This window comes from Mesorhizobium sp. WSM4848 (genome assembly GCF_055811375.1).
Window position 1 is genome coordinate 1 of record NZ_JBVVPX010000052.1, and the last position, 23,639, is coordinate 23,639.

Sequence of the window (23,639 nt, forward strand, 5' to 3'; positions counted from 1 at the left end):
CTTCCCGCCCCGCAAAACCGCCCGCTCGCCGAGTCACCCGCCATTCGGTTTCGTCCGAGCGCGATCGACGCGCAGCGGCACAAAGAGATCGCCTTTCGCTTCGCCGGCGCGAACGCCGTTACGAAGGAAGAAGAGCGAGCGGCCGGAGGGAGCGTTTTGGCTGTTTGGCGCCTTGGAGTCCCCTTCGAATTGATCAATGTCGTCCGCCGAAGTCCCCTTCCCCCTGAGCTGTTTAAGATAGGCAGCTGTCTCCTTGGGCAGCGGCTTCCCACGCTTCAAGTGCTCTTCGTAGCGCTCGGGTCCTGCGTTATAGGCGGCAAACAGGCCGGGGAATCCGAAGCGGTCAAACATGGCGCTGAGATAGGCGGTTCCGGCGAGAATATTGTCTCGCGGATCGTGCGGATCGGCTCCCAGACCGTATTCGGCACGCATGTCCTCATACGTTTCCGGCATCACCTGCATGAGGCCCATTGCGCCCGCGCGTGAGATAATTGGGCGGCCGTCGAGCATGGTCTTGCCGCCGCTTTCTGCATCCATGACGGCGTAAATCCAGGCGGGAGGAATACGGAAGCGTCTGCTTGCTTCGTCTGTGAACTCGTGCCACCTTTGAAGCTGCGGAATTTGGGAGATGGCGACCGGCTCAGCGCCGGTCGAGGCGGAACAGGCGCATGGCGCAAAGGCGATCATGCCGAACATCAGGAGGGTCACTCGGTCCATAGCGGCACGAGCCTCCCGACGACATTTGCGCGCGGCACCGGCCCGAAATAGCGGCTGTCGAATGACCGAATATCGTCGGTGCCGAGCAGGAAGATTTCGTTGTCGGCGAGTGTCCGGCACCCGTTCCACCATGGCAGCGGGCGGCCTCTGGTATCCTTCGCCAGCCGTCGCGCAACGATCTCGCCGTCGATGATGACCGCGTCATTGAAGGTGCAGACTTCGTCGCCCGGCAGCGCGGCAAGACGTTTTACCAGCGGCACGTTGCTGGGCAGATAGCCGCGTTCGGCGGCGAGTTCGGCGAGCGATTCTGGCGGGCGGACGAGCATCAGATCGCCCCGAGCCGGTGCTGCAAACCCGAGGCGATAGAGGCCGACGGGCGCGCTGGCCGAGGCGTTCCAGACCAGCCAGGGCCTTGGTTTGACGGTGCCGGCGAAGCCGATCAGGGTCAGTCCAATCACGGCAGCGGCGATGGTTTTGCGTGCCTGGAGGCGCCGCAGGCGGCTGCCGATCAGACGGATGGAAGGGTGCCGGCTCATGCTCGGCCTCCCTGGCCGGCTTGGCCGGAACCGGCCTCACCACCCTCGTTACCGGCGTACTGCGGGTGTCCTTTCGACCATCCATCGAGTTCGTCGATATGGTAGCGGACATAGCGGCCGTGCTTGCGGAATTTCGGGCCTCCGCCCGTGAGCCGCATCTTTTCCAGGGTGCGCTGGGAGAGCCCGATATAGAAGGCTGCTTGGGCTGTGCTGAGAAAGGGACTGCCCTTTTTGGCGCGGGCCGCGCGTTCGTTTTCGTCGTCCATGGTGATCCTCGTTTCGCTTCGGACAAGCGAGGGCGAGGATGGGCGAGCGAGATCGCCTCCGGGACGGGCGAAGAGTCCGGGGGAGAGTTTTCGCCGCCTTTTCGGGCGGACGGGTTTGGCTGGAGCGCCTGGGAATGAGCCCCGCGCCGGCTGGGGCGCGAGGCTCGGGTCGGCCGATCAGTCGGCCGGGTTCCAGATGATGGCGTAGGTGTCGTCATCGTCCTGGCCGGCGGCGCGGCCGAGATTGGCGTAGAGCTTGCGCGGTCCGAACTCCGGCGCCGCAATCGACAGGCTCACATAGTCCTTGCCGGAGGTTTCGCCGGTGCGGATCCAGCCGGCGCCAACTTCGACCCCTTGCGTCAGCACCCGGAAGTCGGGATGGTTGTCGGCGCTCTTGGCCTGGTTGGGGACGATGTCGATGTCGGCGCGGACGCTGAGCGTCTTGAGCTGGCCCTTGTAGCCGCCGTTTTCCTGCTTGTTGACGTAACCGATCGCGGTCATTTCGAAGTCTCCTTTTGCTGTCGCCGGGGACCATCCCCTGCGATGGCGGACCGTAATGGGCGCGTCCGGACCGCCTGAACCCGACAGGGCCGAAGCGATAGCGGAGGACCCGAGCGGGCAGCTTTTTTGAAGCGAAGCGGCGCGAGGAAGCCGCCGCAGGCGGCGGGGAAAAAAGCTGATCGGCGAGGGTTTCGGGCGGCCGGATCCGCCCATAGGTCACAAGCCAGCCGCAGGGGAATGGTCCTTGAAGAGAGCAGGAGATCGTGGGAAACGCGGTCGCTACAGCCAGGCAGGAGGGGCGGGAATTTACAAGGCCTGCGGCTGATCAGGTGCCCACGCCGATCGAGATCGGGACCGCAGGTTGGGCGCAGATCAGGCATCGGGCGGGCGGACCTATCCATGGGGATCAGGAGTTTGCCGGCCTGGATTTTGGTGCGCGATGCGGGGCAATGGAAGCTCGAACATGCAGCCACTGCGACCGGGGTTCAGTGCCGAAGGGCTGCTGCCGAGAAGCCGCGGCCCGGCCGTGACAGGCTATTCGCAGACGAACGGCGACCTGACCCGTGCCCATTGATCGGCGGTGCGGAAGCCGCCTCGATCAGTGTAGCTTTCGACCGGGAATTTCATCCAGCACGGCAGCCAGGTCTCGACTTGTCTGCGGCCGTTATCGCCCGAAAGAAAGTCGCGGATGATCTTCTTTTGCGTCTTCACCTTTTCGGCGACACTGCCGTCCGCGACATGTTTGCCGCCGACTTCGGCAAGCATGGAATTGTTCGGTGTCGATTTCGTCCCGCCGACAGGCTTCGCGGATTTTGGGCAGCGGTTCGCCAAGGGCCAGAATGCGCTCACCTGAAGCTCCGTAATGCCGAAGGTGCCGGCGATCTCCGCAAACTGTGCGGCCCTCTCTGATCAGCCGTGAGAACGTCTCCCATTGCGACACTTCGTCGGAGTCGAGGCGGGCCACGTTCTCGATCAACGAGGCTTCGAGGGCATCGGCGTCCTCGCCAGCCTCCATGATCGCGCAGGGCAAGGGATCGGCTTTACTTCGCTCGTCGGCGAGCGATTTTGCGGCGAAATAGCGCGCCGTCCGGCGACGATCTCGAAGCTTTCCGGCGAGCCGTTGGGCCGCGCCAGAAGCGGCACGAGGACGCCGCGCGCGCGGACGGACGGCAGAATGTCGGACAGGTCGGGCGCGCGTTTTCCGTGGCGCATGTTGACGGCGGAAATATTCAGTCGGTCGAGCGGAATATGGGCAAGCTTCATGTCTTTCTCCTTCGTTTGGGGTGCGATTGTCCCCGCCGGAAAGACCGAAGGCCGATGCGGCGGGGACGGGTTTGCGCCTAGCGGCGCTCTGGCTCCGCCGCGTCTGGCGGAAGCTCGGAATGGGATTTGGCAAGTGCTTCCGCTGCCTGCCGCAGAAGCCGCTCGGCTTCGGTGATCTGGCCGGCGCTGCGCGCGGCCTCCGCATAAACGGACAGCGGAAAACGCGCTATGAAATAAAGGTCGCGCTCGATGCCCAGTCCGAGCGGACCCTTGATGGATTCGAGTTCGGCAAGGCTGACGCTGCCGAGTTCAGGGAAGCCGAAGCCGAGGTCGCAAAGGCCGAACAGCGTGTCGCCGTCTGCATCGAGTTCGGTCAGGAGCCAGATCGCAGGACCGGCCGGATCGAACAGTTTCACGACCGGTGCGTGGTCGGTTTCGGTGTCGGCAGCGCCGTTGGCGAGGAGCCGGGCGCGCAGTTCATCGGTGATCAGGATCATTGCGGAATTCCTTCAAGACGGTTCGGGCTGATTGAGTGCGGCTTTTTGAAACAGGCGGATACGAGCGGCTGGTGCGCCGCTCGCGGGCGCGCATCGGCGCGCCGTCAGCAGCGCAAGGCGCTCGCGCATGGCGATGGAGCGCGCTCACGCGGCGATCTCGGCATTCGCCTCACCTTCGATCTCGGCATTCGCCTCGCTTTCGACGTCGGCATTGAGACCAAGCAGCAAATCGGCGGCATTCGAGGCATGGCTGGCGGCGCGGAAAATGGCGCGATTGTCCTCGCGCAGAACCGTCAGCCATGAGCCGATGTAATCGGAATGGCGCACGGTCGGCTCGATACCGAGACTGCTGCAGATGAAGGCTGCGGCCATCTCGGCGACCAATTCCTCGCGCGCATAGGCCTTGGAACCGAATGAGCCTGACAGGTCGCGCGCGAGTCGCGTCGGGTGGCCGGTCCAGTGGCCAAGCTCGTGAAAGCAGGTCCGGTAGTAGTCGATCTGGTGGAAGAAAGCCGGCTGGGGCGGCACCTGGATGGTGTCGCTGCCGGGCATGTAGAAAGCGCGATCGCCACCGATACGGAAATCCGCACCGCTTCTGCGAATAAGTTGCTCGGCCTGCGGGACGATTTCGCGCGCGGGCAGCGGCTCGGCGGCGGCATGGAGATCGTCGGGAAGATTGTCGCACTGCGCGACATTGAAGACGGTAAAGCGCTTCAAGAAAGGCACGGCCTGCGGTTCGTCGCCATCGGCCTTGGCGCGTTCCTTTTCGTCCTTGGGAATAAAGCGGTCAGCGTGAACGATGGTCGTGCCGCGCTCGCCCTTCCTGACATTGCCGCCAAGGGCAAGCGCCTGCCGGAACGTGAGCCAGTTCTGGCTCGGGTATGAGCGCTCGATGACGGCGCCCCACAGGATCAGGATATTGATGCCGGAATAGCGGCGCTGGGTGGCTGCATTCCTGGGCAGGCCAAGGGCTGCCTTTGCCCTGCCCCAGGGCTTGACCCATGGCACGGTGCCGCGCTCCAGTTCGGCAACGATGCGGTCTGTGATCTCCTGGTAGAGGCTGGCGCCTGAGCGCCCGCCCTTGCCCGAGCCAGCCCCTCGGCTGCCGGAACGCTTGTTGTTTGCACGCATTGTCTGGTCCTCCATTCGCCAATCGCGCCCTCCCCGGAAGCGGGGTGGGCGGCGAAAGCGACCGAAAAGGCCCGCCGTAGAAGGCGGACCGCATCCGAAGGACCGGAACGAAGAGGAGGACCCGGAGCGGCAAGCGGAGGGTTGCGGGATGCCGCGGCTGGCCTAGAAGGGAGTGCCGCCCACCCCGTGCCACCGGGGAAGGCCACCACAAAAATCGACGCCGGCCAGCTGGCCGGCGACCGTCAGCAGCCGACAGGCTGCCCGCGTCAGGGGGCGAAGCCGGATGGCCGAGACCGCCTGAGCCTGTCGAAGAAAAAGCGGGCTCGGTGCACGAGCACCCGGCGCGCGCCTTCAGGCGCGCGGGCGCTCAGGACTCTGGTCCCGAGAGCAGTTGATGCGGTCAAAATGCCCATTTTGCAGCTGTGGAAGACTGAACCTTGGCGTTTGCGCGCACATCGGCGATGCAGCTTCGCAGCCCGGCCGTCTCTACCACCCCGGCTATCACTTCGTCGCCGACCACCAACGCCGGCGTGCCAGTGATGTACAGCTCGTTCGCGAGCGCGCGATCGCGTGCGATGGCTTCGGTGATGGCCGGGCCTTCCATATCCCGCTTGAGCTGCTCAACATCGAGGCCGAGACGTGCCGCAATGACTAGGGTGGTTCTTTGGTTCACCAAGCCAGGAAAAGCAAAAAGGGCGCGATTAAACGCCTCATATTTTCCCTGTTTGTGGGAGGCGAGCGCCGCACGCGCGGCGAATTCGGAAGCAGGTCCCAGGACCGGGAGCTGTTTACGCACAATCCTCAGATTGGGATCATGCTTGAGGGCTTGCTGGAGAATGAGGTCCATTTCCTTGCACAGCGGGCAGTTGTAGTCGAGGAATGAGACCAAAGGGACGTCGCCCTGCGGATTGCCGGCGACTGGCGAGGCGAGGTCGTTGAGGAGTGCGTCGCGATGCTGCGGAATGAGTATCCTCAAGTCCGCCGCGAGCAAGGCGTTCATCTCCGAGCCGTTGCAGGTCGTCAACCTATCTGGCTGTCGCCTTAGCGTACCCAGCACGGACAGGGCGAGGACTAAAAAACCGATTACGGCGACAAGGACGGCGTTTTGCTTTGACATGGGTCGGGCTCCAATCAGCCGTTAACGGGGCAGCAACGGCTGGCCTTTTGGCGTGAAAGTTGGTCGTCGCTTTGGATCGCTTGCCCGGCACTTCCCGCAGTATCGGCAGTCGCGGGGGAGGCTCACAATGTCGATGCCGGCGCCATCTGGCGGTTGCTTTATGACGGCTTCGCTCCAATGGGCTGACTGCAATAGCTGAGCGGCGTTCGCGAGTTGCCAGCCGAGACCACCGGTCATCACGCCGGGCGATCTGCCCTTCAACGAACGCCCGAGCGCCGAAGGACCCGCTCGTGAGAGCCTTTGCCAATCGTCCATCATCCGGCTCGCCTGCTCCGGGCGACAACGAGCCTTCCCACTGCGTTGCCGAGAAAAATGGTCAGCACACGGCACTCCGACACAAAGTGGTCGACGCGAAGAATAAGCGTCGCGCCGGCAGCTGGGGCGGTCGGAACGACAAAGAGCGCTGCAGCCAACGTGAGGAGGCCCGCACCGGTAATGCGAGTTGTTCCCTTCGAAGAGAGCAAGGCGACGAACAGCAGCAGGATCCGACCGCCGATCGACAGATCCGTGTTCGTCGCCTCGGCGAGGAAGAGGGGGGCCAGCGTCATGTAGATATTGGTGCCGTGCAGATTGAATGAATATCCGGCGGGGATGCCGAGGCCCACGACCGAACGCCTGGCGCTCGCCCCTTCGACGGGCGCGGCCCTCATCAGAATGCCGACCAGCTTAAACACCGGCGCAAGGACCGCCTGAAGCAAAGAAAGCACAGGCTTGCCCGTGTCGCCGACCATCGCCAGAGCGATGCCGAACAGGACCGAGAAGAACAGGACCTGCATGATGTCGCCTTCGGCGAAGGCACCGACGATTGACGGCATCAGCAAGCCGGTCACGAACTGCTCGTGGATCTTCGCCGCATAGCCCTTCACGGCCTGAGCATCGAGCAAGGCTGGATCGATGTTGAGGCCGGCACCTGGCTGAACGACATTTGCGACAACGAGACCGACAATCAATGCGAGGCTCGAGAAGGTGAGGAAATAGATCATTGCCTTGCCGGCGACCCGGCCGACCTTCTTGAGATCGTTCATGCCGCCGATGCCGGTTGCAATTGTCAGGAAGATGACAGGCGCGATGATGATCTTCACGAGCCTGATGAAAGCATCGCCGAGCGGCTTCAGAGCCTCTCCGGTCGCCGGATAGAAAAAGCCAACAGCGACGCCAAGGGCGACGGCGGCAAGCACCTGAACGTAAAGCCGCGCAATATGGGGCTTACGAGGCCCGGCGTTCGCGCTGTGGACTTGTGGAGCTAACACCGTTTCTCTCCCTGCCGGATCGGGTCGGGCTCTTCCTCGCTTCAAGGCCTCTCACTGGCGACGCTCCGGTCGAACGCTGCTGCCATCTCGGGCGCAAGTGCCGTGCCAAGCAGCGGCGGCGCGATAACGCGCAGGACCTCTCACGCAGTGCCGCATTCCCCGCAGCCGCGTGCCCTCTTAAAAACAAGGCAGACCGTCGGCGGACATGCGGCCTGGCAGCGGCCGAAAGGTCGTCGAGGCAACCTGTTTGCCTTGGTGGCTGCGATCGGGATCTAGATGGTCGACATCTGGCTATGGCTATGTCCAAGCCATCGCCCAGTCGGCTGAGCTTGTCGGATATCAAACACCGCTGTCGACAGGGGATCGCTACCGCGATCCGTATAGTCTGGCGCTCCACAGATGGAGTAATCGACCGGCCGGGTTACGGCATGGGCCCTGAGCTGCCTCTTCGCGCGCGATCGTCGTTCTGGCCGCACCGCCCGCGAGCCACAATAAGTTTGTCCCGCCCCTTACAATAATTCATCAAGGCGTCTACCTCGGCAATCACCAGATCGGGCGTGATGTCGAACTTGCAGCGGACTTTGACCGGACAGCGCCGCACTTTGTCCAGACCACATCCCCGACATTCAATAACGCTCATAAGCATGCTGACCAGTGGACCACGGAAACCCCAAATTTCCGGTAGATGTGACGCGGTGAAAATTCCGACAGTAGGGCGGCCAAGCTGGGCAGCGACATGCCCAGTGCCTGAATTGTTCGACACCACGAGCGCGGCCGAATTCATGAGATGATTGAATTCCAATTCTGACAAGTCGACAGCCGTTCGAATCTCCGCGGCTCCACGGTCGCGGGCTGTCATCGCGACCTCCTCAAGCGCATCCCGGCTTTCGCCACGGCCGACGAGGATCACCTCACTACGGGTAGAAAGAGCAGCGACAAGTTTGCCAAAGTTTTCGATCGGCCAATCGCGCAGGCTGGAATTCGAAAACGGAGCCACGACGATCGGGGACTTGCCTTCTGTCGAACTCTGTCGGCGGCCCGCTTCACTTTCTGCGTCGAAACAGGCCGCTGCCTTTGCGACCAGAAAGAGGAGGATTTCCGACACATGCTGGAGACGTACCTGCTTACGGTCAACGAACCAATCAAGCCATGTGCGAGGGAATTTGTCGGCGATCCCTATTTTTTGGGCCAGCTTGTAGAAGATGGTTCTGCGCAATTTCAGATCGAATGGCGCTATCGCAATATCGATCTGATGCATTCCGTAAGGATCAACTATCGCCGCACGATGCCTGGCGGGGACTTCGAGCAAAATGGGCCGTGTCTCATCCGGGACACGCATATCAATGGCAAGATCAAACTCGCCGGTCAGCAGCGGCCGTATGTCGGCCGCTTTCTTGCGGGTATCGACCTTCGGGTTGCGAGGAAAGAAGTCAAAAGCAACGTAATCGTCGGCGAGGTTGAACTGTTTTGCAGTGTCGATGTTCCAGCTTCCGACCACCAGCGTAATGTGGGCTTGCGCAAAGCGCTGACGCAGGTCCATCAGGGGCGCTAGAGACATCCAAAAGTCCCCGACACGATCAAGCTTAAGCGCCAAAATTCTCATCTTGGCGCTTGACTGTTCCGACTCCTCCCAGCTGCGGTATATAATTTGATTGGTGTCGCGCTTTGTAAAGTATCCCATTGCCATTCCGAAGGTTATACGTACAACATTGCTTTCCTAGTTATGTCTGTGTAGGTTGGATTGCTTCCAATCTTATCCGCGTTGACAAATTAACGCGGCAAACGACTCTGAACCGACTGGTGGCTTGCAGTGTTCGCGTCTGCGAACTGAAAGAGGAGTTCCGGCGTCAGCCCCGGTCAGTCCGGAAGCTTTGCCGACAGCGACGGCAATGAGGAAAGATGGGCTGTCGAATTTCTTTGCGGGAAGAGGCAGGTGCGGACTGGCCTGAATGAGTTAGGCCTAGGTGACGCCGGCCGTTCAACGGTTCTGAGAGGGGAAAGACACCGCTGAGAAAGAGAGGTCGGACAATTCGAAATCGTCGGCCTGCTGCAACTCATTCCCAGGACAATTTCCAGCGCACGTCTGAGCTCATGCAAAGATTTTCCCCTTTCGGGTCCCTTTTCACGCGACAGAGGCAGGGACGGTCGATGTGTCCGGTGCTAAGGTCAATGCGAGATTCCGGAAGATTGATAAAATCCTTTGTTTCGATGAAGCCCATCCACGCCATGGATAGATGGCTGCCAAAGGTTGCGGCCACAATACAGCGGAGCGGTAGCCTAGCCGCTCCGGTGCGCGCTCACTTTAGCGCCCAGCACCATCTCGGCATCGAGCACCTCCGGAAGTACCCGGCAGCGCCGCCAAATGGCGGCCAACCCGTCGAACCGAAAATCCGCGGGCGCATTTCCCGCACAGGCGCGACTAGACGCCTCTCCTGTTTCCCCAGAGCATAACGTGCAACTGCGGCAACACGCGTGCTTCGAACCACCTGTCGTGTGTCACCTTTTCCACAAGCCACTCCATGCGTTTTATTATTCCGTCCAGGTCGACAGGTGCGTCTTCATTGCCAGGGCGCGGTGGCGTGTGATTGCCGGGTTGCAGATAGACCGGAAGGCGCGGAAATCGCGCAGCGGCGTCTTTGGCGTAAGCGTAGTCATTCTCGTCGAAAACAACGAGCTTGAGCACGATTTGCGGCTTCTCCTGCGCTGCTTCTATGCACGCCTCGAATGCAGCCCAGTTCGTCCTCATCTCGCTTGACGGCGGCTTTGGGCTGAGAACCAGCACATCAAGATCCGCAAACCAGTCCCTGACCACCGAACCCTGGGTTTCCAGCGCAAAACGGTAACCGTCACCATGGCCTCGCTCGATCAGCGCACCGAAGGGCTGAATGGCCGGATTGCCGCCTGACAGCGACACCATCACTGGCCGGCCACCGGAAAGCCCAACGACGCTTTGCCACACCGCATCGATTGGCATCATTTCCCATTCGTGGCGGAATTGACTGTCCACCGCATGGAGGCTGTCGCACCAGGAGCACCGGTAGTCACACCCGCCGGTTCTGATGAAGACTGTAGGCAAACCGATGAGCACTCCCTCGCCCTGGATCGTGGGGCCAAATATCTCGCTCACACGGATTGCGGGACACGTGTCCGTCACGGCCGGTATTCCGCCCAGGTTTTCGGGGTTTCGCTCACCCGCACGGCCGCGGTTTCCGGCAGACGTGCCTTGCACCATTCATAGAAATGTCTGGCCAAGTATTCCGCCGTGACTTTCTCATGTCCCAGCACCTCGTTGAGGTGCCGATGGTCGAGGCTCTCGTCGATATAGCGTTTGAGCGGCGCCAGATCGTGATAGTCGCGCACGAAGCCGTGCGCGTCCAGGTCCTTCGCCGAAAGTTCCACTTCGACGATGTAGTTATGCCCGTGCAGGCGCGCGCACTGATGATCCGGCGGCAAAGAGGTGAGTTGGTGCGAGGCCGAGAAGTGGAATTCCTTGGTGATGCGGAACATCAGGCGCTCCTCCTCCGCAGCGCCTCGAGCCAGAAGACAGGGTCTTCGTAGTCGGTAGGATCAGCGTGCCCCGCGAGATGAAACGCCTCGCGCCGCTCCACGCAGGTCCCGCACCGTCCGCAGTGACGCTCGCCGCCCTTGTAACACGACCAGGTCTCCGCAAATGGCGTTCTGTGTCTTGCTCCATCCCGGACGATGTCGCCCTTCGTGAGATTGACGTAAGGCGTGTAAAGGCGAATCTCTGCGTAGCCTTCCAGCGCGCGGTCTTGCATCATCTGGAAAGCTTCGATGAAGGCCGGACGGCAATCTGGATAGATGAAATGGTCCCCACCATGTACGGCCATCGCCACCGCTTCGGCCTTGTGCGCGGTGGCGAGACCGAAGGCAATTGCCAACATGATGGCGTTCCGGTTCGGCACTACCGTGATCTTCATCGTGTCTTCGGCGTAGTGGCCCTCCGGCACGTCGACATTATCGGTGAGCGCTGAGCCGGAAAGGCCGCGGCCGATTTCGGGGATGTTGATGATCTGGTGCATAGTGTCCAGTCGCTCCGCGCAGAGAGCGGCGAAGCCCAATTCTTTCCTGTGCCGTTGGCCGTAATCGAAAGACAGGAGGCCGGCGAGCTCGTGCTCCGCTGCCACGCTGTGAGCAAGGGAAACGGAGTCCAATCCGCCGGAGCAGATGACGAGAGTCTTCATCGTGGTATCCTTGTTTTGACCGGGTAAGGCTGCGACCGGAGATTTCTCTGCGGTCCCCCTACCCCAGCGAGTCAACTTTGTGAACCCGGTGGAGTCTGTTCGCTGACATGCCGTGGCGCACCGGGCGCCGACAGCGGGCTCTTTCATTGATGTCCAAACCCAGGCATATGCTCAGAAGGACAGATGCGAAGCGACCTCGAGGCATTGCTGGGAAAGAAGCTGACCTATCCAAATCTGCGTTACGGATGCTTGCATAGGCCACACGCGAATTGGCGAAGCAACGAGGAAGGAACGGAATTCGTTAACGGCGGGAGTGCAGAAGCCCAAGTTCAAGGACAGTGCGCGCGCCCCGCTTCAGGATCAGTTCGATCTGGAACACGAATCCGTCGGTGGCCGAGTGGCAAAACCAGCTAACGGATTGGTCGTGAGCCGACACCTGTGAACAAGCCGTGTGCGTCGTTGCAATCACCCCTATATTGCGCGCAATAGCCTACATGGCGTTGGATGAACTGGATTTGGCGATTTTCCAGATGGCGGTCGAAAGCGTGCGCTCACTCTCCCTAAGCTTCAACCAAAAAGCCGCAGAGATAGCCACGAGGAGCCACGGTGTCCTGGTTTTCGACGTGCGGGTCGATGGTGACTCGGAGGTCCAGCGGATCGCAGCCATCCGATATCGAGCCGACCAGACGGGCGTGGTCGCGTTGGACAGACAAGGCCTTGTTACCCGCTCTTGCATGGTCAATGGCACTTTCTCACATTTCATTTCGCCATTGGAGAACTGGGCCGGCATGCCCCTGTCAATGCAGGCCAAGATCGATGTCACCGTCCATGCCGGTCTCTTCCTAGGCGCCTTGCGAAATGCCGGTCATATGCTTGGCAGCTAGCATATGACCGGAATGCATCTGTGGATTTTTGGATCCGCCTGCGCGTCCGAGCGGCCGGCCACCGAGGGCTCTGTGGCGAGCGGATGTGTCCGGGGAGAGCGCTACGATCTGCCGCACACGTTCGGATATACCTAACGCGCACGAGCCGCGCTCCTACCTTCTCCTTCACGTTACAGGGATTGCGCGAAAATATCCGCCGGTGCGCCTGCTTGGCGATTACGCGGCGCTTCTGCAGTTAATCGAGCAGGAAAAGCGAGCAATCAGTGGAGATCCACGAGAACTGGCTCGAGGCGACCCGCTACCTCGACATGGATCATCTGCGCGAGCACAAGAAGGAGAACCTGAGGGCATTGGCCGCCTGAGACGCGGCCCGCCATGTCCGCCGCTCCGCTAAATACGGGGGCTGCGGACACGCCAACGTCACCGCTAATGCCACGCCATCTTTGCAGAACTTGACGCACACAACCTACTGCCCTACTGCCCTACTGCCCTACTGCCCTACTGCCCTGCTGCCTACTTCCTTACTGCCCTACTCCCTTGGCAAAGGCAGCACGACACCATGACCTCAGACCCGGAATTCCCGGACGATTTTCGCGCCGATCTGGTCAACCTCTTCCTGTGGCGGCGGGATGTCAGGCGATTCAGGCCGACGCCGCTCCCCGAAGGCGCACTGGAGCGGCTGCTTGACCTCGCCAGCATTGCGCCCTCGGTCGGGCTGAGCCAGCCTTGGCGTTTCGTCATGGTCGAGAGCGCGGAATGCCGCGGCGCCGTGAGGGCATGCTTCGAGCGCTGCAATGCGGAGGCGCTCGCATCGTTCGGCGCGGAACGCGCCGCGCTCTATGCGCGCCTGAAGCTTGCCGGCCTGAACGAGGCGCCTTGTCAATTCGCGGTCTTCGCCGACCGCGGGACGCAACAGGGACATGGGCTCGGCCGCCTGACCATGCCCGCGACCATCGAATATTCGGCGGTGATGGCGATCCATACTTTTTGGCTGGCGGCGCGCGCCGAAGGAATAGGCATGGGCTGGGTCTCGATCCTCGACCCGGCCGAAATGGCGACGATCCTGGACGCGCCGCCGGAGTGGACGCTGATCGGTTACTTCTGCGTCGGCTACCCCTGCGAGAACCACGGCGTGCCGGAACTGGAACGGGAAGGCTGGGAAGTCCGGCGCGCTTCGATGGTGATAAGGCGGTAGCGCAACGGCGACGTTGCCATCTCCCCCCTTGTGTCGGCCAGCGGGGAAACAATAGACCTGCACGCTTATTGGGATCGAGTGTTCGGTGGCTAGTTTCGTGCCCGGAGCGATCTTCGATGCAAACGACAAGGCTGGTATTTCAAAGCTTCAGGTCGACCAAGCGAAGGCCAAGGTGCTGGATCCGGATGTCTGGGCGCAGGAGAGTTTTGTCCTTGGCAAGAAAGTTCGCCTATGCGGATCCTGTGCTGAGTGAGGGCACCTTGTCAGTGATCGGCCGAACCTACGAAACTGATGCACGCAACGTCGCGAAAAGCCAAGCAGCGCTTGCTGCAGCCAGATTGGCAAATGTCTTGAATGACGCATTCAAATGAGCGCGGAACTGCCGGTAGAGGTCTGGGCTGCATTATGACAGCTGCGTCATCAGATGACATTCATGTGGTCAATGGTGTCGGTCCTCGGCTTCTGAAGCGAGTTCGCGTTCGCTTACATCGCCTTACATACACTTCGGGCAATTTGCGTGGCACGGGACTCCAACATCCAAAAGATCAAGATGCTTCGCCCAGAAATGCGAGGGGGCAAAGCGAGTTAAGACTGTAACTCAGAAGCGCCTCGCTGGTACAACTGGGAAAGCCGGCGCGAAAGCCGGATTCCAAGATGCTAGACAGCCAACGGAACACCAACTCAGTTGATTGCTACGCGACCTGCTCCCCGACAGACCCAACGGGCAACAAGTCTTCCCCTGGATCAGGCCGCGTCCAATATGTCCTGGTCCGCCTCAAGAATTCCCGCTGGTAGGGACAGCGTTTTCGCGATCCGATCTCGATAGCCCTTGTTGTATCTCAGACCGGATTCAATGTTCAGGATTTCCTCAGCGGCTAGCCCGCACGCCACCGCCAGATCCTCGACGGAATATCCAAGGTGCTCACGATAAGCACGGATAATGTGGGTCCCCTCCGACATAGCCGTCAAGACTGGCTCGGGAATACGCGAATCTTTCATATACACCTCGAAGGAGAGCAAAGGCGCCAGACAACTCGGGAGAGTTCCTCCCGACCTGGCGCTCCTAGCAAGTCAAACAAATGGACATCAATTCTACCGAGTCCGTCTCGTCCATGGGCCACCTGACTGGCGCATATGGCGGTTCAACTGGTTCTGATCAAGTCCGAAGAACCTGCCTGCCTAGGATGGCTGGCTCCCACATGGCAAGGAACCTGTCACGACGGCCGAGGATTCTCAGCAAGCATCGAGTTCCTGCTCAAGAGCTTCAGCGATGGTCAGCCGGCGGGGTCGCGCAGCGACTGGTACGGTACAGCCGATCAGGCACCATTCGCCCTGGAACATGGAGCCACTTGCGCCGTGTTCGGGCATCGAGTTGCGAAGGGACGGCATGACCGACATCGCCGCAACGCGTGCGCTCTTAGGCCTACGGCAGCGTTGATCCATGCCAGCAACACTTCTTACATGGGAGCATGAACACGAACCCCGTTTGGCGAGCTATTGCGCGATTCACCATTCGTTCACTTTATTAGCGCACGTTCACAAGCGGACATGTTGGTGTAGCTCGTACGTGCCCAAAGCCCCGGCGCATCGACCCAGCGCCGGGGCTTTTTTGGTACCAGAAGGCACCGCTGAGAGGAGCAATCGTCCAGCGGTGCAGGCCTTGGCTGCTCTGTGAACGATTCCGGGGTTGCTGCTTTTTTGCGGCGTAAAGAAATCCGGGCTTTTACGGCGTCCAAAAACTCGGGTGTCTGCGGCGGGGCGCGCCATTTGGCGTGGTAACGCTGGAATTGCGGATTGCACCTAAAAACTTCCTGGGCCCAGGTCGTGCGGGGGAATCGACCGGAATAGTCGTAAGCTTCGCACTACGCCGTCCGGCCAGCATATCAACCGTACGTAGCGCCCGCGGGCAGGAGCATTGGTCAGGCTGAGCATCGTTAAGCGCTAGGCCGACAGGCCGAGAACCGGTTGCCATAATACAGGTCCGTTCAGACGTCCCCTCCAGCGGATGCGCTTGAGGCTAGCGTGGGAAATCTCGAGAAAACCGGCGACCGCCTCCGTGTTACCAACCGGCTTCGGCTGTCCGATGCGCGACAACGGCCACGTTGCGAGACGCAGGATCCGTTCCATGCGCGTATCGGTCACTGTCACAATCCGAGTGAGATTGTTCGCCAAGCCGAATTCGATCATGCCGGCGAAGAGCTCGTAGGTTGCTTGCGCCAGTCCGCCAGACTTAGGCGCTGATGGAGGGAGATCGAGTGCGAAACGACTGCTCTCCCAAATGCGGGCACTCGCGGGCGCCGCAGTCTCCCCCAGCAGCATCGGAAAGGTGTCGCGCAACATTGTCGGTCCGGTAGTCGGTAAAAGACGGACGCAACCGCAAATTCGCCAGTCGGATCCCTTGAGAAGCAGATAGACGGGGTTCAGGCTATCAAATGCGTCTGTTTCCATCTCGCTTTCGGTCTGAACTTCCCAATCCAGCCTTTCCTTGAAGACCCGATGCCTGAGCCCGTGCATTTCGTTGAGCTCGTTTGGAAACTCGCCGTAGAGCTCAGGTGTTATCAGCTGCATCATCTGTCGCCTCCTTGCAGGATGTGTTCCCGCTATCGAAGAGGAAAGCCGACATTGATGCAGCCTGTAGACCTTTACAGCTTTCCAATAAAAGGAGTCAGGATCTCCACTGACGGGAAGCAGTCAGCCGTGCTACGCCCTGGTTTATGGTTCGCACGCCAAGCTTTGCCTTGGCGTTTTCCAGATGGAAGGTCACGGTGCGTTTCGAGACGCCGAGGATCTGGCTGATATCCCAGGCGGACTTACCGCGCGCCGCCCATTTCAAGCATTCGAATTCTCGCGGGGTCAGGATTACGCCATCCACCACGCAATCTTCGGCGAGCCTGCGCCGGGCATATATATGAAAGCTGATCGCGACCAGCTGCAATGCCTTTTCGTAACGTGTCAGTGACCGCAAGAGAGGCGGACGGGACTGGTCGGAAGCGAAGGTCAGCGCCGCAAAGCGGCCGCGATGGTCGTGCATCGACATGGTCAATCCGCCACGAATGCCAAATCGAGCTGCTTCTTCCAGAATCTGTTGCTGTGAAGCCGCGAGATGTTGCCGAGGTCGATCCACACCCCAATCAAAGATGTCCCAGCCTTGAAGCCCGCGCAGGATGACCGGATCATGGCTGTGGTAGCGCATTTGCATATAGTGTGATGTCCAGGATGAAGGATAATTTGAAATCAAGCGCGGCCTCTGGCCGGAGGCCGACGGGTAACTGAAATAGGCGAAGAGCGGAAAGTCGAATGCGGCTGCGGCAGACGCCATTGCCTCACACAGATCGACAGCATCGACGCTTTCGGAGAGTTGCTCAAGGAAATCTTCAAACACGCGATGCATCTGCGCTTGCATAACCTCCGTGCCGTTGCTCGATTGCAGGCGGAGACCTTGGTCTAAATGATTGGCGATCGAGGCAACGTGTGCGAGTTCGTCAGTTTAGTCGCCGGTATTGCTCTGCTACTTTGGTTAATGAGGCTGTTTGTGCGGCGACTCAGCGCCGCGAGCGTCTAATTTGTTGCACCGATCGGTGACATTCCTATGTTGTCGATGAGCCGTATGTCGCCGAGCCATGCCGCGACAAGCAAGCGTGCCGGTCGGTCAAGGCTCGTCAGCGGTTGCAGATCTGCCTCGCCGCGAAGTTCCAGGTATTCGACTTCGCGATAGCCGGCAGCCAGAATTGCTGCGCGCGCTTCGGCAAGAGTGGGCAGGACAGGAGATCCGCGCGCAAGCCGGTCAGCCACCCCGAGCAAGACCGCTACTAACGTTGGGGCAATGGCGCGCTGTGCTGGCGAGAGCCGAAGATTGCGCGAGGATAGTGCAAGACCATCGGCTTCGCGCACGGTCGGACAGGCCAGGATGGTGATTGGAATGTCTAGGTCCCGGACCACGCGCCTGACTAGCTGAAGCTGCTGAAAGTCCTTTTCGCCAAAATAGGCCAAGTCAGCGCCGGTCTGCAGGAAGAGCTTGGCAACGACCGTCGCCACGCCGTCGAAATGGCCCGGCCGGAAGCCGCCGCACAGGCCCTCGCTGATACCGGACACCGAAATGGTCGTGGCGAAACCTGGCGGATACATCTCCTCTGCATCCGGCAGATAGAGCAAATGTGCGCCCAGCGGCGCAAGCTTCGCAGCATCTTCGTTTTCCGTGCGAGGATAGGCGGCAAGGTCGGCGGCACTGTTGAATTGCTTGGGGTTGACGAACAGCGTCACCACTACCCGATCGGCCTTCTGAAGCGCGGCACGCACCAGACTCAGATGACCTTCATGCAAGGCCCCCATGGTCGGCACAAGGGCGATACTGGCGCCTGAGCGACGCCATCGCGCGGCAACAGCGCGGAGTTCGGCAACGGTTCGAACGATCGGCACGCTCATATGACGTCTCCGGCCTTCGCCTCGTTGGTGTAGAGATGTTGCGCCGCCGGAAAGCACCGTTTCCTCACGTCAGCGGCATAAGCCGCAATCGCCGCATCGGCCTGTTCGCCTAGTTCGGCATAGCGCTTGACGAATTTCGGCCGGAAGGAGCTGAAAAGCCCGAGCATATCGTCGCTGACCAGAATCTGACCGTCGCAGGCGAGCGAGGCGCCGATGCCGATGGTTGGGACGGCGATCTCCGCAGTGATGCGCTTTGCGAGGGGCTCGGGCACTTTCTCCAGCACCACGGAAAAGGCGCCGGCCTCCGTGACCGCACCGGCATCGCGCCTGAGGCGCTCGGCATCGTCTCCCCGCCCCTGGACGCGGTAGCCACCGAAAGTATTGACCGACTGCGGCGTTAAACCGACATGGGCCATGACAGGCACGCCGCGGGCGCCGAGGAAGCGAATGGTCTCGGCCATTTTCTCACCGCCTTCGAGCTTCACAGCTGCACAACCGGTCTGCGCCATCAGGCGCGCAGCGTTGCGGAAGGCCTGCTCGGGGCTCTCTTCATAAGAACCGAATGGCAGGTCTACGACCATCAATGATCGCACCAGACCGCGGCGCACCGCCTGGCCGTGCATGATCATCATGTCGAGAGTGACGCCTAGCGTCGACGAGAGGCCGTGCAGTACCATGCCGACGCTGTCGCCAACGAGAACGATGTCGCAGTGTCGATCAACCAATCTGGCGATCGGCGTAGTATATGCCGTCAGGCAGACGAGTGGAGTCTGGCCTTTCCGCATTCGAATATCCGGCGGTGTCATCGCCTTTGTCTCACCAGTTGCGCTCAACCCACGCATCCTTCCCTAGCGTTACCCGCCGTGGGTGTCGCGTTTGGCATATTTTTGTGCGAGTGCGAAGAGCTAAAAAAAGACGTGCAGCTGTGCGGTGTTGACGTTCGTGCAGCAACGCTTAAATTCAATCGATTCAGTCACCTGAATTTGGGACCAACTCACTTTCGAACATGGACCATCAGGCAAAAGAAACGAGAAAAGGCAGAGCCGCGCTCAAGGCCGACGAAGCAAAAGTGGACCTGATCGCCGTTGTCGTCGCCGTAAACGACAGTGAACCCTGCCTTCTCACCATCGGGAACGCGGACACCCTTCCGTCTGGACCATATGCGCTAGAGCATCGATCGCTGCAATCCGGTCTGAGGGGTTGGGTGGAGCAACAGACCGGCCACCCGCTGGGGTACATCGAGCAGCTCTACACCTTCGCAGATCGGGACCGCATAGGGGCCGAGCGCCAGGAACGCGCCATCTCAATCAGCTATCTCGCACTCACTCGGAAGGAACAGGCAACGGGCTCCGCTAATTGCGGGTGGCGGAGTTGGTACGAGTATTTTCCCTGGGAGGACCATCGCTCCGGCACGCCGGTGGTGCTCGATATTTTACGTCCACGCCTGACTGAGTGGGCTGAGGGCGCCAGCGACGCCACCACGCGACGCGAACGCCGGCAGCGCGCCGCGATTGCCTTCGGTTTCGACGACCGCAATTGGAACGAGGAACTCACGCTCCAACGCTACGAGTTGCTTTACGAATCTGCCCTGATCGAAGAGGCTGGTGGCGGGCGGGACGTCGCGCCAGCGGCGGTATCTGGCAAGGCAATGATCGCTGACCATCGACGAATCCTGGCGACCGGCATTGCGCGGCTACGTTCAAAGATCAAGTACCGGCCGGTGGTGTTCGAACTCATGAGGCCGTCCTTCACGCTCCTTCAGCTGCAGCGGACCGTGGAGGCGCTCGCCGGGAGGCTCATCAACAAGCCGAACTTCCGAAGACTTGTTGAGCAGCAAGAGCTGGTCGAGGAAACTGGCGAGACCTCCCTCGAGACGGGCGGACGGCCGGCAAAGCTTTATCGGTTCCGCCATGCCGTCCTCGACGACAGGGCTGTGGCCGGGACAAAATTGCCGCTCGCGCGGGCTTGACATACTTATAGTCAAGGTAGACATATTCCCCTTATTGTCAGATCGAATATAATCGGAGGCGCTGATGACTGGGGCGTTACCTACGGCTGCGTCCCTGTACGAGCGCGTCCGGCGGGTGATTCCGCCAGTCGAATGGTCGGCCTTCACCAACGACATTGAGGCCATCCTCGCGCTGAAGCGCGATCGCAATGCGGTCATCCTTGCGCACAACTACCAAACGCCGGAGATCTTCCATTGCGTGGCCGACATTGTCGGCGACAGCCTCGCACTGGCCCGCAAGGCGGCTACGGTCGAGGCGCAAATCATCGTGGTTGCCGGCGTGCATTTCATGGCCGAGACGGCCAAGCTGCTCAATCCGAACAAGATCGTCCTCATCCCGGATCTCAGCGCCGGTTGCTCGCTGGCAGATTCGATCACGGCAGAAGACGTGCGGCTGATGCGGCAGCGTTATCCGGGGGTCCCGGTCGTCACCTACGTCAACACTTCGGCGGCTGTAAAAGCGGAGTCGGACATCTGCTGCACCTCGGGCAACGCCAGGGCGGTGGTGGAATCGCTCGGCGTGCCGCGTGTGATTATGGTGCCCGATGAATATCTGGCGATAAACGTGGCGGCGGAGACGGAGGTCGAGATCATCGCCTGGAAGGGCCACTGCGAAGTGCACGAGCGCTTCACATCGGCCGACATCCGGGAACTGCGCGATGCGCATCCAGGGGTCATCGTGCTCGCCCATCCGGAATGCCCGCCAGAGATTGTAGCAGAGGCGGAATTCTCAGGCTCGACTGCGGCCATGTTGGATTATGTCGAGCGGGAGAAACCGCCGCGCGTAGTCCTGCTAACGGAATGTTCGATGAGCGACAATGTCGCGGTCGCGCATCCCGAGGTCGAGTTCGTCCGCCCCTGCAATCTCTGTCCGCACATGAAGCGCATCACGCTGGCTAACATTCGCGTCGCACTCGAGGAGAACCGGCATGAGGTTCGGATCGATCCCGGGATTTCAGGGCGCGCGCGCCGCTCGGTCGAGCGTATGCTTTCCATATGAGCCTCGACGTTCATGACATCGGCGGGGCGCCGGTCATCATCGGCGCCGGTGTGGCAGGCCTGATGACGGCGCTTCATCTGGCGCCGGAACCGGTTGTGCTTCTGTCCAATGCGGGGCTGGGAACCGGAGCCTGCAGCGAGCTCGCCCAAGGCGGTCTTGCGGCAAGTGTCGGCGGCGAGGACAGTCCCGAACTTCATCTCTGTGACACCCTCGCGGCCGGCGACGGCCTCTGCGACGTGACGACGGTGCGGCGAACGGTCCGAGCTGCACCTGAAGCGATCAGGACTCTAGAGTGCTTCGGTGTCGCATTCGACCGACGCGCTGACGGCGCGTTGCGGCTCGGGCTTGAGGCGGCGCACTCGCAGCGGCGGATCGTGCATGCGGCGGGCGATGCCACCGGTCGCGAGCTGGTCCGCGCGCTGATCGCCGCGGCACGGCGCACAGCCTCCATCACTATCCTGGAAAACGTGGAGGCCCGCCGGCTTGTCGTGGAAGACGGGGCGATTATCGCCGTGGTCGCGGCCGGGTGCACGGGCGCAATCGCCTTGCCAACGCGCCGCGCGGTCCTGGCGACCGGCGGCATCGGCGGCTTGTTTAGCGATACGACAAACCCGCCTGGCTCATGTGGACAGGGGCTCGTGCTCGCCGCCTGTGCCGGGGCGGAGTTCGCCGACCTGGAATTCGTGCAGTTCCACCCGACCGCCCTCGACGGTCCGTGGCGGCCGATGCCGCTGGTGAGCGAAGCGGTGCGCGGCGAGGGTGCTGTGCTCGTCGACGAGCAAGGAGAGCGTTTCCTCGCTGAAACCCCAGGGGGCGAGCTTGCGCCTCGCGACGTGGTTGCGCGCGCGGTTTGGCACCAGCTCGCTGTCGGACGCCGTGTGTTCCTGGACGCAAGGCAATGTCTCGGCCTCAGATTTGATAAGCGCTTTCCGGCGATCGCCGATTTGTGTCGCCAGGCCGGCATCGATCCCGCGACCGACCCGATCCCGGTGCGCCCGGCGGCACATTATCACATGGGCGGCGTTGCTGTAGACGCTGCCGGCCGCAGCTCCATCGAGGGATTGTGGGCATGCGGCGAGGTCGCATGCACCGGTCTGCACGGCGCGAACCGCCTCGCCAGCAACTCGCTTATCGAAGCGGCGGTCACAGCGAGCTGGGTTGCTGAAAGCGTCGCCGACGTATCACACACCCGGCGACCGCGCGTGTGTTCCGCATTCGTGCCTCAACGGCCAGACGCCTCCGGCATCCGCCCAATCGTCTCCGCCGCGCTCGGAATCATCCGCGATGGCGAGACGCTACGCGACGGGGTGGCGACCCTGTTGCCGATTGCAGCTCACGACGGCGCTGGCTCCGGGCCGGCCTTGGTCGCGATGATGATCGCCATTGCGGCCCTGCGGCGCGAAGAGAGCCGCGGCTCGCACTGTCGTTCCGATTTCCCCGGACGCGATGCAGATGCGCGTCAGTCACGGCTGACACTGCGCAGCGCAATGCAGGCCGCCGCCGCACTTAGTTGCCGGGCCCCGATACGGAGCACCTGATATGAGGTCATTTTCACCCCTCCCCTCGGCCCTGATCGAACCGATTGTGCGCGGTGCCCTTCTGGAGGATCTGGGCAGATGCGGCGATCTGACCAGCGATGCGGTGATCCCGCATGATTGCACCGCCACCTTGGTGCTCAAGTCGCGACAGACGGGAATCGTTGCCGGTCTCGATCTGGCCGCCTTCGCCTTCATGCTCGTCGAGCCTGCGATCGAGATGCACATCTGGCGAGCTGACGGCAGCGATGTCGCGGCGGGCGAGACTATCGCCAAGCTGTGCGGACCGGCGCGAGGCCTGCTCACGGCCGAGCGCACGGCGCTCAATTTTCTGTGCCGCCTGAGCGGCATCGCCACTGCCACAGCGACGATGGTCGAAGCCGTGCGTGGCCACAAGGCGAGGATCGTGTGCACGCGAAAGACGACGCCCGGCCTGCGCGCGTTGGAGAAATACGCCGTGCGCGTCGGCGGCGGCGCCAATCACCGCTTCGGGCTCGACGACGCCGTGCTGATCAAGGACAACCACATCGCGATCGCCGGCGACATTCGCACGGCAATAGAGCGGGCACGCGCCGCCGCAGGCCACATGGTGAAGATCGAAGTCGAGGTCGACACGCTGGAGCAGCTCGATGTAGCGCTCGCGCTGGGAGTCCACGTGGTGCTGCTCGACAATATGTCGGTTGAGGATCTTGCCCGCGCCGTGGCACTGGTCGGTGGCCGAGCCATCACCGAGGCCTCCGGTCGGGTGACGCCGAAAACGGCTCCGTCGATTGCTGCGACGGGGGTCGACCTCATCTCAGTCGGATGGCTGACACACAGCGCGCCCATCCTCGACATCGGCTTGGATATGCCGGCGCATCGGCGCGCGCTTGAACTGATGGAGATGGAATGAAAAGCATTCTCACCTCCGCTGGAGCGCGCCGAGGCAGGAACTGCTCCATGCGAGCCTGCATCTTTGTGCGGCGCACCCTCCAACTGGTTCAGGCTCATCGGGCTGATCGACGATCAATAGCGAACCCGAGGAGGGTCGACAGACTCCTGCACGTGCTGTT

Annotated in this window: 26 protein-coding genes; 7 read left to right on the plus strand and 19 right to left on the minus strand. The window is 61.3% G+C overall.

The annotated features are described in order from the left end of the window. Positions 1-33: 33 nt before the first annotated feature. The 14 genes from AC0L16_RS30915 to queC form a co-directional block, all read right to left on the minus strand. Positions 34-717 (minus strand): lytic transglycosylase domain-containing protein, encoded by a 684-nt coding sequence (locus tag AC0L16_RS30915; protein ID WP_473625271.1) that lies wholly within the window; start codon positions 715-717, stop codon positions 34-36. Next, positions 705-1,253 (minus strand): S26 family signal peptidase, encoded by a 549-nt coding sequence (locus AC0L16_RS30920; RefSeq protein ID WP_473625273.1) that lies wholly within the window; start codon positions 1,251-1,253, stop codon positions 705-707. Before AC0L16_RS30920 ends, AC0L16_RS30915 begins: the two co-directional genes overlap by 13 nt. Then, the gene (locus tag AC0L16_RS30925) at positions 1,250-1,519 is read right to left on the minus strand and encodes a helix-turn-helix transcriptional regulator (protein WP_473479475.1); all 270 of its coding nucleotides are present in this window, start codon (positions 1,517-1,519) and stop codon (positions 1,250-1,252) included. The genes AC0L16_RS30920 and AC0L16_RS30925 overlap by 4 nt, the downstream gene beginning before the upstream one ends. A gap of 177 nt (positions 1,520-1,696) precedes the next feature. Further along, entirely contained in the window at positions 1,697-2,020 is a 324-nt protein-coding gene (locus AC0L16_RS30930; RefSeq protein ID WP_065010508.1) for a DUF736 domain-containing protein, read from the minus strand. A 534-nt stretch (positions 2,021-2,554) separates the two neighbouring features. Next, a complete protein-coding gene (locus AC0L16_RS30935) occupies positions 2,555-2,869 on the minus strand; it encodes a hypothetical protein (RefSeq protein WP_473625274.1) in 315 nt (104 codons plus the stop codon). Positions 2,870-2,992: 123 nt separating this feature from the next. After that, complete coding sequence (locus AC0L16_RS30940; protein WP_473625276.1) at positions 2,993-3,283, minus strand: ParB N-terminal domain-containing protein; 291 nt, start codon at positions 3,281-3,283, stop codon at positions 2,993-2,995. 77 nt (positions 3,284-3,360) lie between these two features. Continuing rightward, entirely contained in the window at positions 3,361-3,780 is a 420-nt protein-coding gene (locus AC0L16_RS30945) for a DUF2958 domain-containing protein (RefSeq protein WP_473611710.1), read from the minus strand. Between the two features lie 144 nt (positions 3,781-3,924). Continuing rightward, on the minus strand, positions 3,925-4,911 hold the full coding sequence (locus AC0L16_RS30950) for an ArdC family protein (RefSeq protein ID WP_473625277.1): 987 nt from the start codon (positions 4,909-4,911) through the stop codon (positions 3,925-3,927). Positions 4,912-5,311: 400 nt separating this feature from the next. Further along, positions 5,312-6,028 carry a DsbA family protein gene (locus tag AC0L16_RS30955; protein WP_473625279.1) on the minus strand — a complete coding sequence of 239 codons (717 nt, stop codon included), beginning with the start codon at positions 6,026-6,028 and terminating at the stop codon, positions 5,312-5,314. Positions 6,029-6,342: 314 nt separating this feature from the next. Continuing rightward, entirely contained in the window at positions 6,343-7,338 is a 996-nt protein-coding gene (locus AC0L16_RS30960; protein WP_473625280.1) for a cation:dicarboxylate symporter family transporter, read from the minus strand. 421 nt (positions 7,339-7,759) lie between these two features. After that, positions 7,760-9,019 (minus strand): glycosyltransferase family 9 protein, encoded by a 1,260-nt coding sequence (locus AC0L16_RS30965; RefSeq protein WP_473625282.1) that lies wholly within the window; start codon positions 9,017-9,019, stop codon positions 7,760-7,762. A gap of 738 nt (positions 9,020-9,757) precedes the next feature. Continuing rightward, positions 9,758-10,492: a 7-carboxy-7-deazaguanine synthase QueE gene (queE, locus tag AC0L16_RS30970; RefSeq protein ID WP_473625310.1), complete on the minus strand. Its 735-nt coding sequence runs from the start codon at positions 10,490-10,492 to the stop codon at positions 9,758-9,760. Next, a complete protein-coding gene (gene queD, locus AC0L16_RS30975; RefSeq protein ID WP_473625283.1) occupies positions 10,489-10,845 on the minus strand; it encodes a 6-carboxytetrahydropterin synthase QueD in 357 nt (118 codons plus the stop codon). The genes queE and queD overlap by 4 nt, the downstream gene beginning before the upstream one ends. Continuing rightward, entirely contained in the window at positions 10,845-11,543 is a 699-nt protein-coding gene (gene queC / locus AC0L16_RS30980) for a 7-cyano-7-deazaguanine synthase QueC (protein ID WP_473625284.1), read from the minus strand. Before queC ends, queD begins: the two co-directional genes overlap by 1 nt. 494 nt (positions 11,544-12,037) lie before the next feature. Here queC and AC0L16_RS30985 point away from each other — a divergent pair, with 494 nt between their 5' ends. From AC0L16_RS30985 to AC0L16_RS30995, 3 genes are all read left to right on the plus strand, one after another. Next, positions 12,038-12,427 carry a hypothetical protein gene (locus AC0L16_RS30985; RefSeq protein WP_473532505.1) on the plus strand — a complete coding sequence of 130 codons (390 nt, stop codon included), beginning with the start codon at positions 12,038-12,040 and terminating at the stop codon, positions 12,425-12,427. A 559-nt stretch (positions 12,428-12,986) separates the two neighbouring features. Next, a complete protein-coding gene (gene bluB / locus AC0L16_RS30990) occupies positions 12,987-13,622 on the plus strand; it encodes a 5,6-dimethylbenzimidazole synthase (RefSeq protein WP_473625285.1) in 636 nt (211 codons plus the stop codon). Between the two features lie 212 nt (positions 13,623-13,834). Next, entirely contained in the window at positions 13,835-13,993 is a 159-nt protein-coding gene (locus AC0L16_RS30995; RefSeq protein ID WP_473625287.1) for a hypothetical protein, read from the plus strand. A 373-nt stretch (positions 13,994-14,366) separates the two neighbouring features. Here AC0L16_RS30995 and AC0L16_RS31000 read toward each other — a convergent pair whose 3' ends face one another. The 5 genes from AC0L16_RS31000 to panB all read right to left on the minus strand — a co-directional run bounded on the left by AC0L16_RS31000 (position 14,367) and on the right by panB (position 18,877). Continuing rightward, the gene (locus AC0L16_RS31000) at positions 14,367-14,621 is read right to left on the minus strand and encodes a helix-turn-helix domain-containing protein (protein WP_473625288.1); all 255 of its coding nucleotides are present in this window, start codon (positions 14,619-14,621) and stop codon (positions 14,367-14,369) included. Positions 14,622-15,563: 942 nt separating this feature from the next. Next, entirely contained in the window at positions 15,564-16,193 is a 630-nt protein-coding gene (locus AC0L16_RS31005) for an acyl-homoserine-lactone synthase (protein ID WP_065010610.1), read from the minus strand. A 94-nt stretch (positions 16,194-16,287) separates the two neighbouring features. Beyond that, positions 16,288-17,013, minus strand: a complete 726-nt coding sequence (locus AC0L16_RS31010; protein WP_473625312.1) for a LuxR family transcriptional regulator — start codon at positions 17,011-17,013, stop codon at positions 16,288-16,290. 167 nt (positions 17,014-17,180) lie between these two features. Continuing rightward, the gene (panC, locus tag AC0L16_RS31015) at positions 17,181-18,044 is read right to left on the minus strand and encodes a pantoate--beta-alanine ligase (protein WP_473625290.1); all 864 of its coding nucleotides are present in this window, start codon (positions 18,042-18,044) and stop codon (positions 17,181-17,183) included. Next, the gene (gene panB / locus AC0L16_RS31020; protein ID WP_473625291.1) at positions 18,041-18,877 is read right to left on the minus strand and encodes a 3-methyl-2-oxobutanoate hydroxymethyltransferase; all 837 of its coding nucleotides are present in this window, start codon (positions 18,875-18,877) and stop codon (positions 18,041-18,043) included. Before panB ends, panC begins: the two co-directional genes overlap by 4 nt. Before the next feature lie 173 nt (positions 18,878-19,050). Between panB and AC0L16_RS31025 the strand changes: the two genes are divergently transcribed. The 4 genes from AC0L16_RS31025 to nadC all read left to right on the plus strand — a co-directional run bounded on the left by AC0L16_RS31025 (position 19,051) and on the right by nadC (position 23,479). Further along, positions 19,051-20,013, plus strand: a complete 963-nt coding sequence (locus AC0L16_RS31025) for an NUDIX hydrolase (protein ID WP_473625293.1) — start codon at positions 19,051-19,053, stop codon at positions 20,011-20,013. A 64-nt stretch (positions 20,014-20,077) separates the two neighbouring features. Then, positions 20,078-21,052, plus strand: coding sequence for a quinolinate synthase NadA (gene nadA / locus AC0L16_RS31030; RefSeq protein WP_473625294.1), 975 nt, complete (start codon positions 20,078-20,080; stop codon positions 21,050-21,052). Further along, entirely contained in the window at positions 21,049-22,590 is a 1,542-nt protein-coding gene (locus AC0L16_RS31035; protein WP_473625296.1) for an L-aspartate oxidase, read from the plus strand. Before nadA ends, AC0L16_RS31035 begins: the two co-directional genes overlap by 4 nt. A gap of 1 nt (position 22,591) precedes the next feature. Then, on the plus strand, positions 22,592-23,479 hold the full coding sequence (gene nadC / locus AC0L16_RS31040) for a carboxylating nicotinate-nucleotide diphosphorylase (protein ID WP_473625297.1): 888 nt from the start codon (positions 22,592-22,594) through the stop codon (positions 23,477-23,479). Positions 23,480-23,639 lie beyond the last annotated feature (160 nt).

Coding starts and splice junctions, on each gene's coding strand:
- AC0L16_RS30915 (WP_473625271.1), bottom strand. CDS start 717: ATGGACCGAGTGACCCTCCTGATGTTCGGCATGATCGCCTTTGCGCCA.
- AC0L16_RS30920 (WP_473625273.1), bottom strand. CDS start 1,253: ATGAGCCGGCACCCTTCCATCCGTCTGATCGGCAGCCGCCTGCGGCGC.
- AC0L16_RS30925 (WP_473479475.1), bottom strand. CDS start 1,519: ATGGACGACGAAAACGAACGCGCGGCCCGCGCCAAAAAGGGCAGTCCC.
- AC0L16_RS30930 (WP_065010508.1), bottom strand. CDS start 2,020: ATGACCGCGATCGGTTACGTCAACAAGCAGGAAAACGGCGGCTACAAG.
- AC0L16_RS30940 (WP_473625276.1), bottom strand. CDS start 3,283: ATGAAGCTTGCCCATATTCCGCTCGACCGACTGAATATTTCCGCCGTC.
- AC0L16_RS30945 (WP_473611710.1), bottom strand. CDS start 3,780: ATGATCCTGATCACCGATGAACTGCGCGCCCGGCTCCTCGCCAACGGC.
- AC0L16_RS30950 (WP_473625277.1), bottom strand. CDS start 4,911: ATGCGTGCAAACAACAAGCGTTCCGGCAGCCGAGGGGCTGGCTCGGGC.
- AC0L16_RS30955 (WP_473625279.1), bottom strand. CDS start 6,028: ATGTCAAAGCAAAACGCCGTCCTTGTCGCCGTAATCGGTTTTTTAGTC.
- AC0L16_RS30965 (WP_473625282.1), bottom strand. CDS start 9,019: ATGGGATACTTTACAAAGCGCGACACCAATCAAATTATATACCGCAGC.
- queD (WP_473625283.1), bottom strand. CDS start 10,845: ATGTTCCGCATCACCAAGGAATTCCACTTCTCGGCCTCGCACCAACTC.
- queC (WP_473625284.1), bottom strand. CDS start 11,543: ATGAAGACTCTCGTCATCTGCTCCGGCGGATTGGACTCCGTTTCCCTT.
- AC0L16_RS30985 (WP_473532505.1), top strand. CDS start 12,038: ATGGCGTTGGATGAACTGGATTTGGCGATTTTCCAGATGGCGGTCGAA.
- bluB (WP_473625285.1), top strand. CDS start 12,987: ATGACCTCAGACCCGGAATTCCCGGACGATTTTCGCGCCGATCTGGTC.
- AC0L16_RS31000 (WP_473625288.1), bottom strand. CDS start 14,621: ATGAAAGATTCGCGTATTCCCGAGCCAGTCTTGACGGCTATGTCGGAG.
- AC0L16_RS31005 (WP_065010610.1), bottom strand. CDS start 16,193: ATGATGCAGCTGATAACACCTGAGCTCTACGGCGAGTTTCCAAACGAG.
- AC0L16_RS31010 (WP_473625312.1), bottom strand. CDS start 17,013: ATGCATCGCGTGTTTGAAGATTTCCTTGAGCAACTCTCCGAAAGCGTC.
- panC (WP_473625290.1), bottom strand. CDS start 18,044: ATGAGCGTGCCGATCGTTCGAACCGTTGCCGAACTCCGCGCTGTTGCC.
- AC0L16_RS31025 (WP_473625293.1), top strand. CDS start 19,051: ATGGACCATCAGGCAAAAGAAACGAGAAAAGGCAGAGCCGCGCTCAAG.
- nadA (WP_473625294.1), top strand. CDS start 20,078: ATGACTGGGGCGTTACCTACGGCTGCGTCCCTGTACGAGCGCGTCCGG.
- AC0L16_RS31035 (WP_473625296.1), top strand. CDS start 21,049: ATGAGCCTCGACGTTCATGACATCGGCGGGGCGCCGGTCATCATCGGC.
- nadC (WP_473625297.1), top strand. CDS start 22,592: ATGAGGTCATTTTCACCCCTCCCCTCGGCCCTGATCGAACCGATTGTG.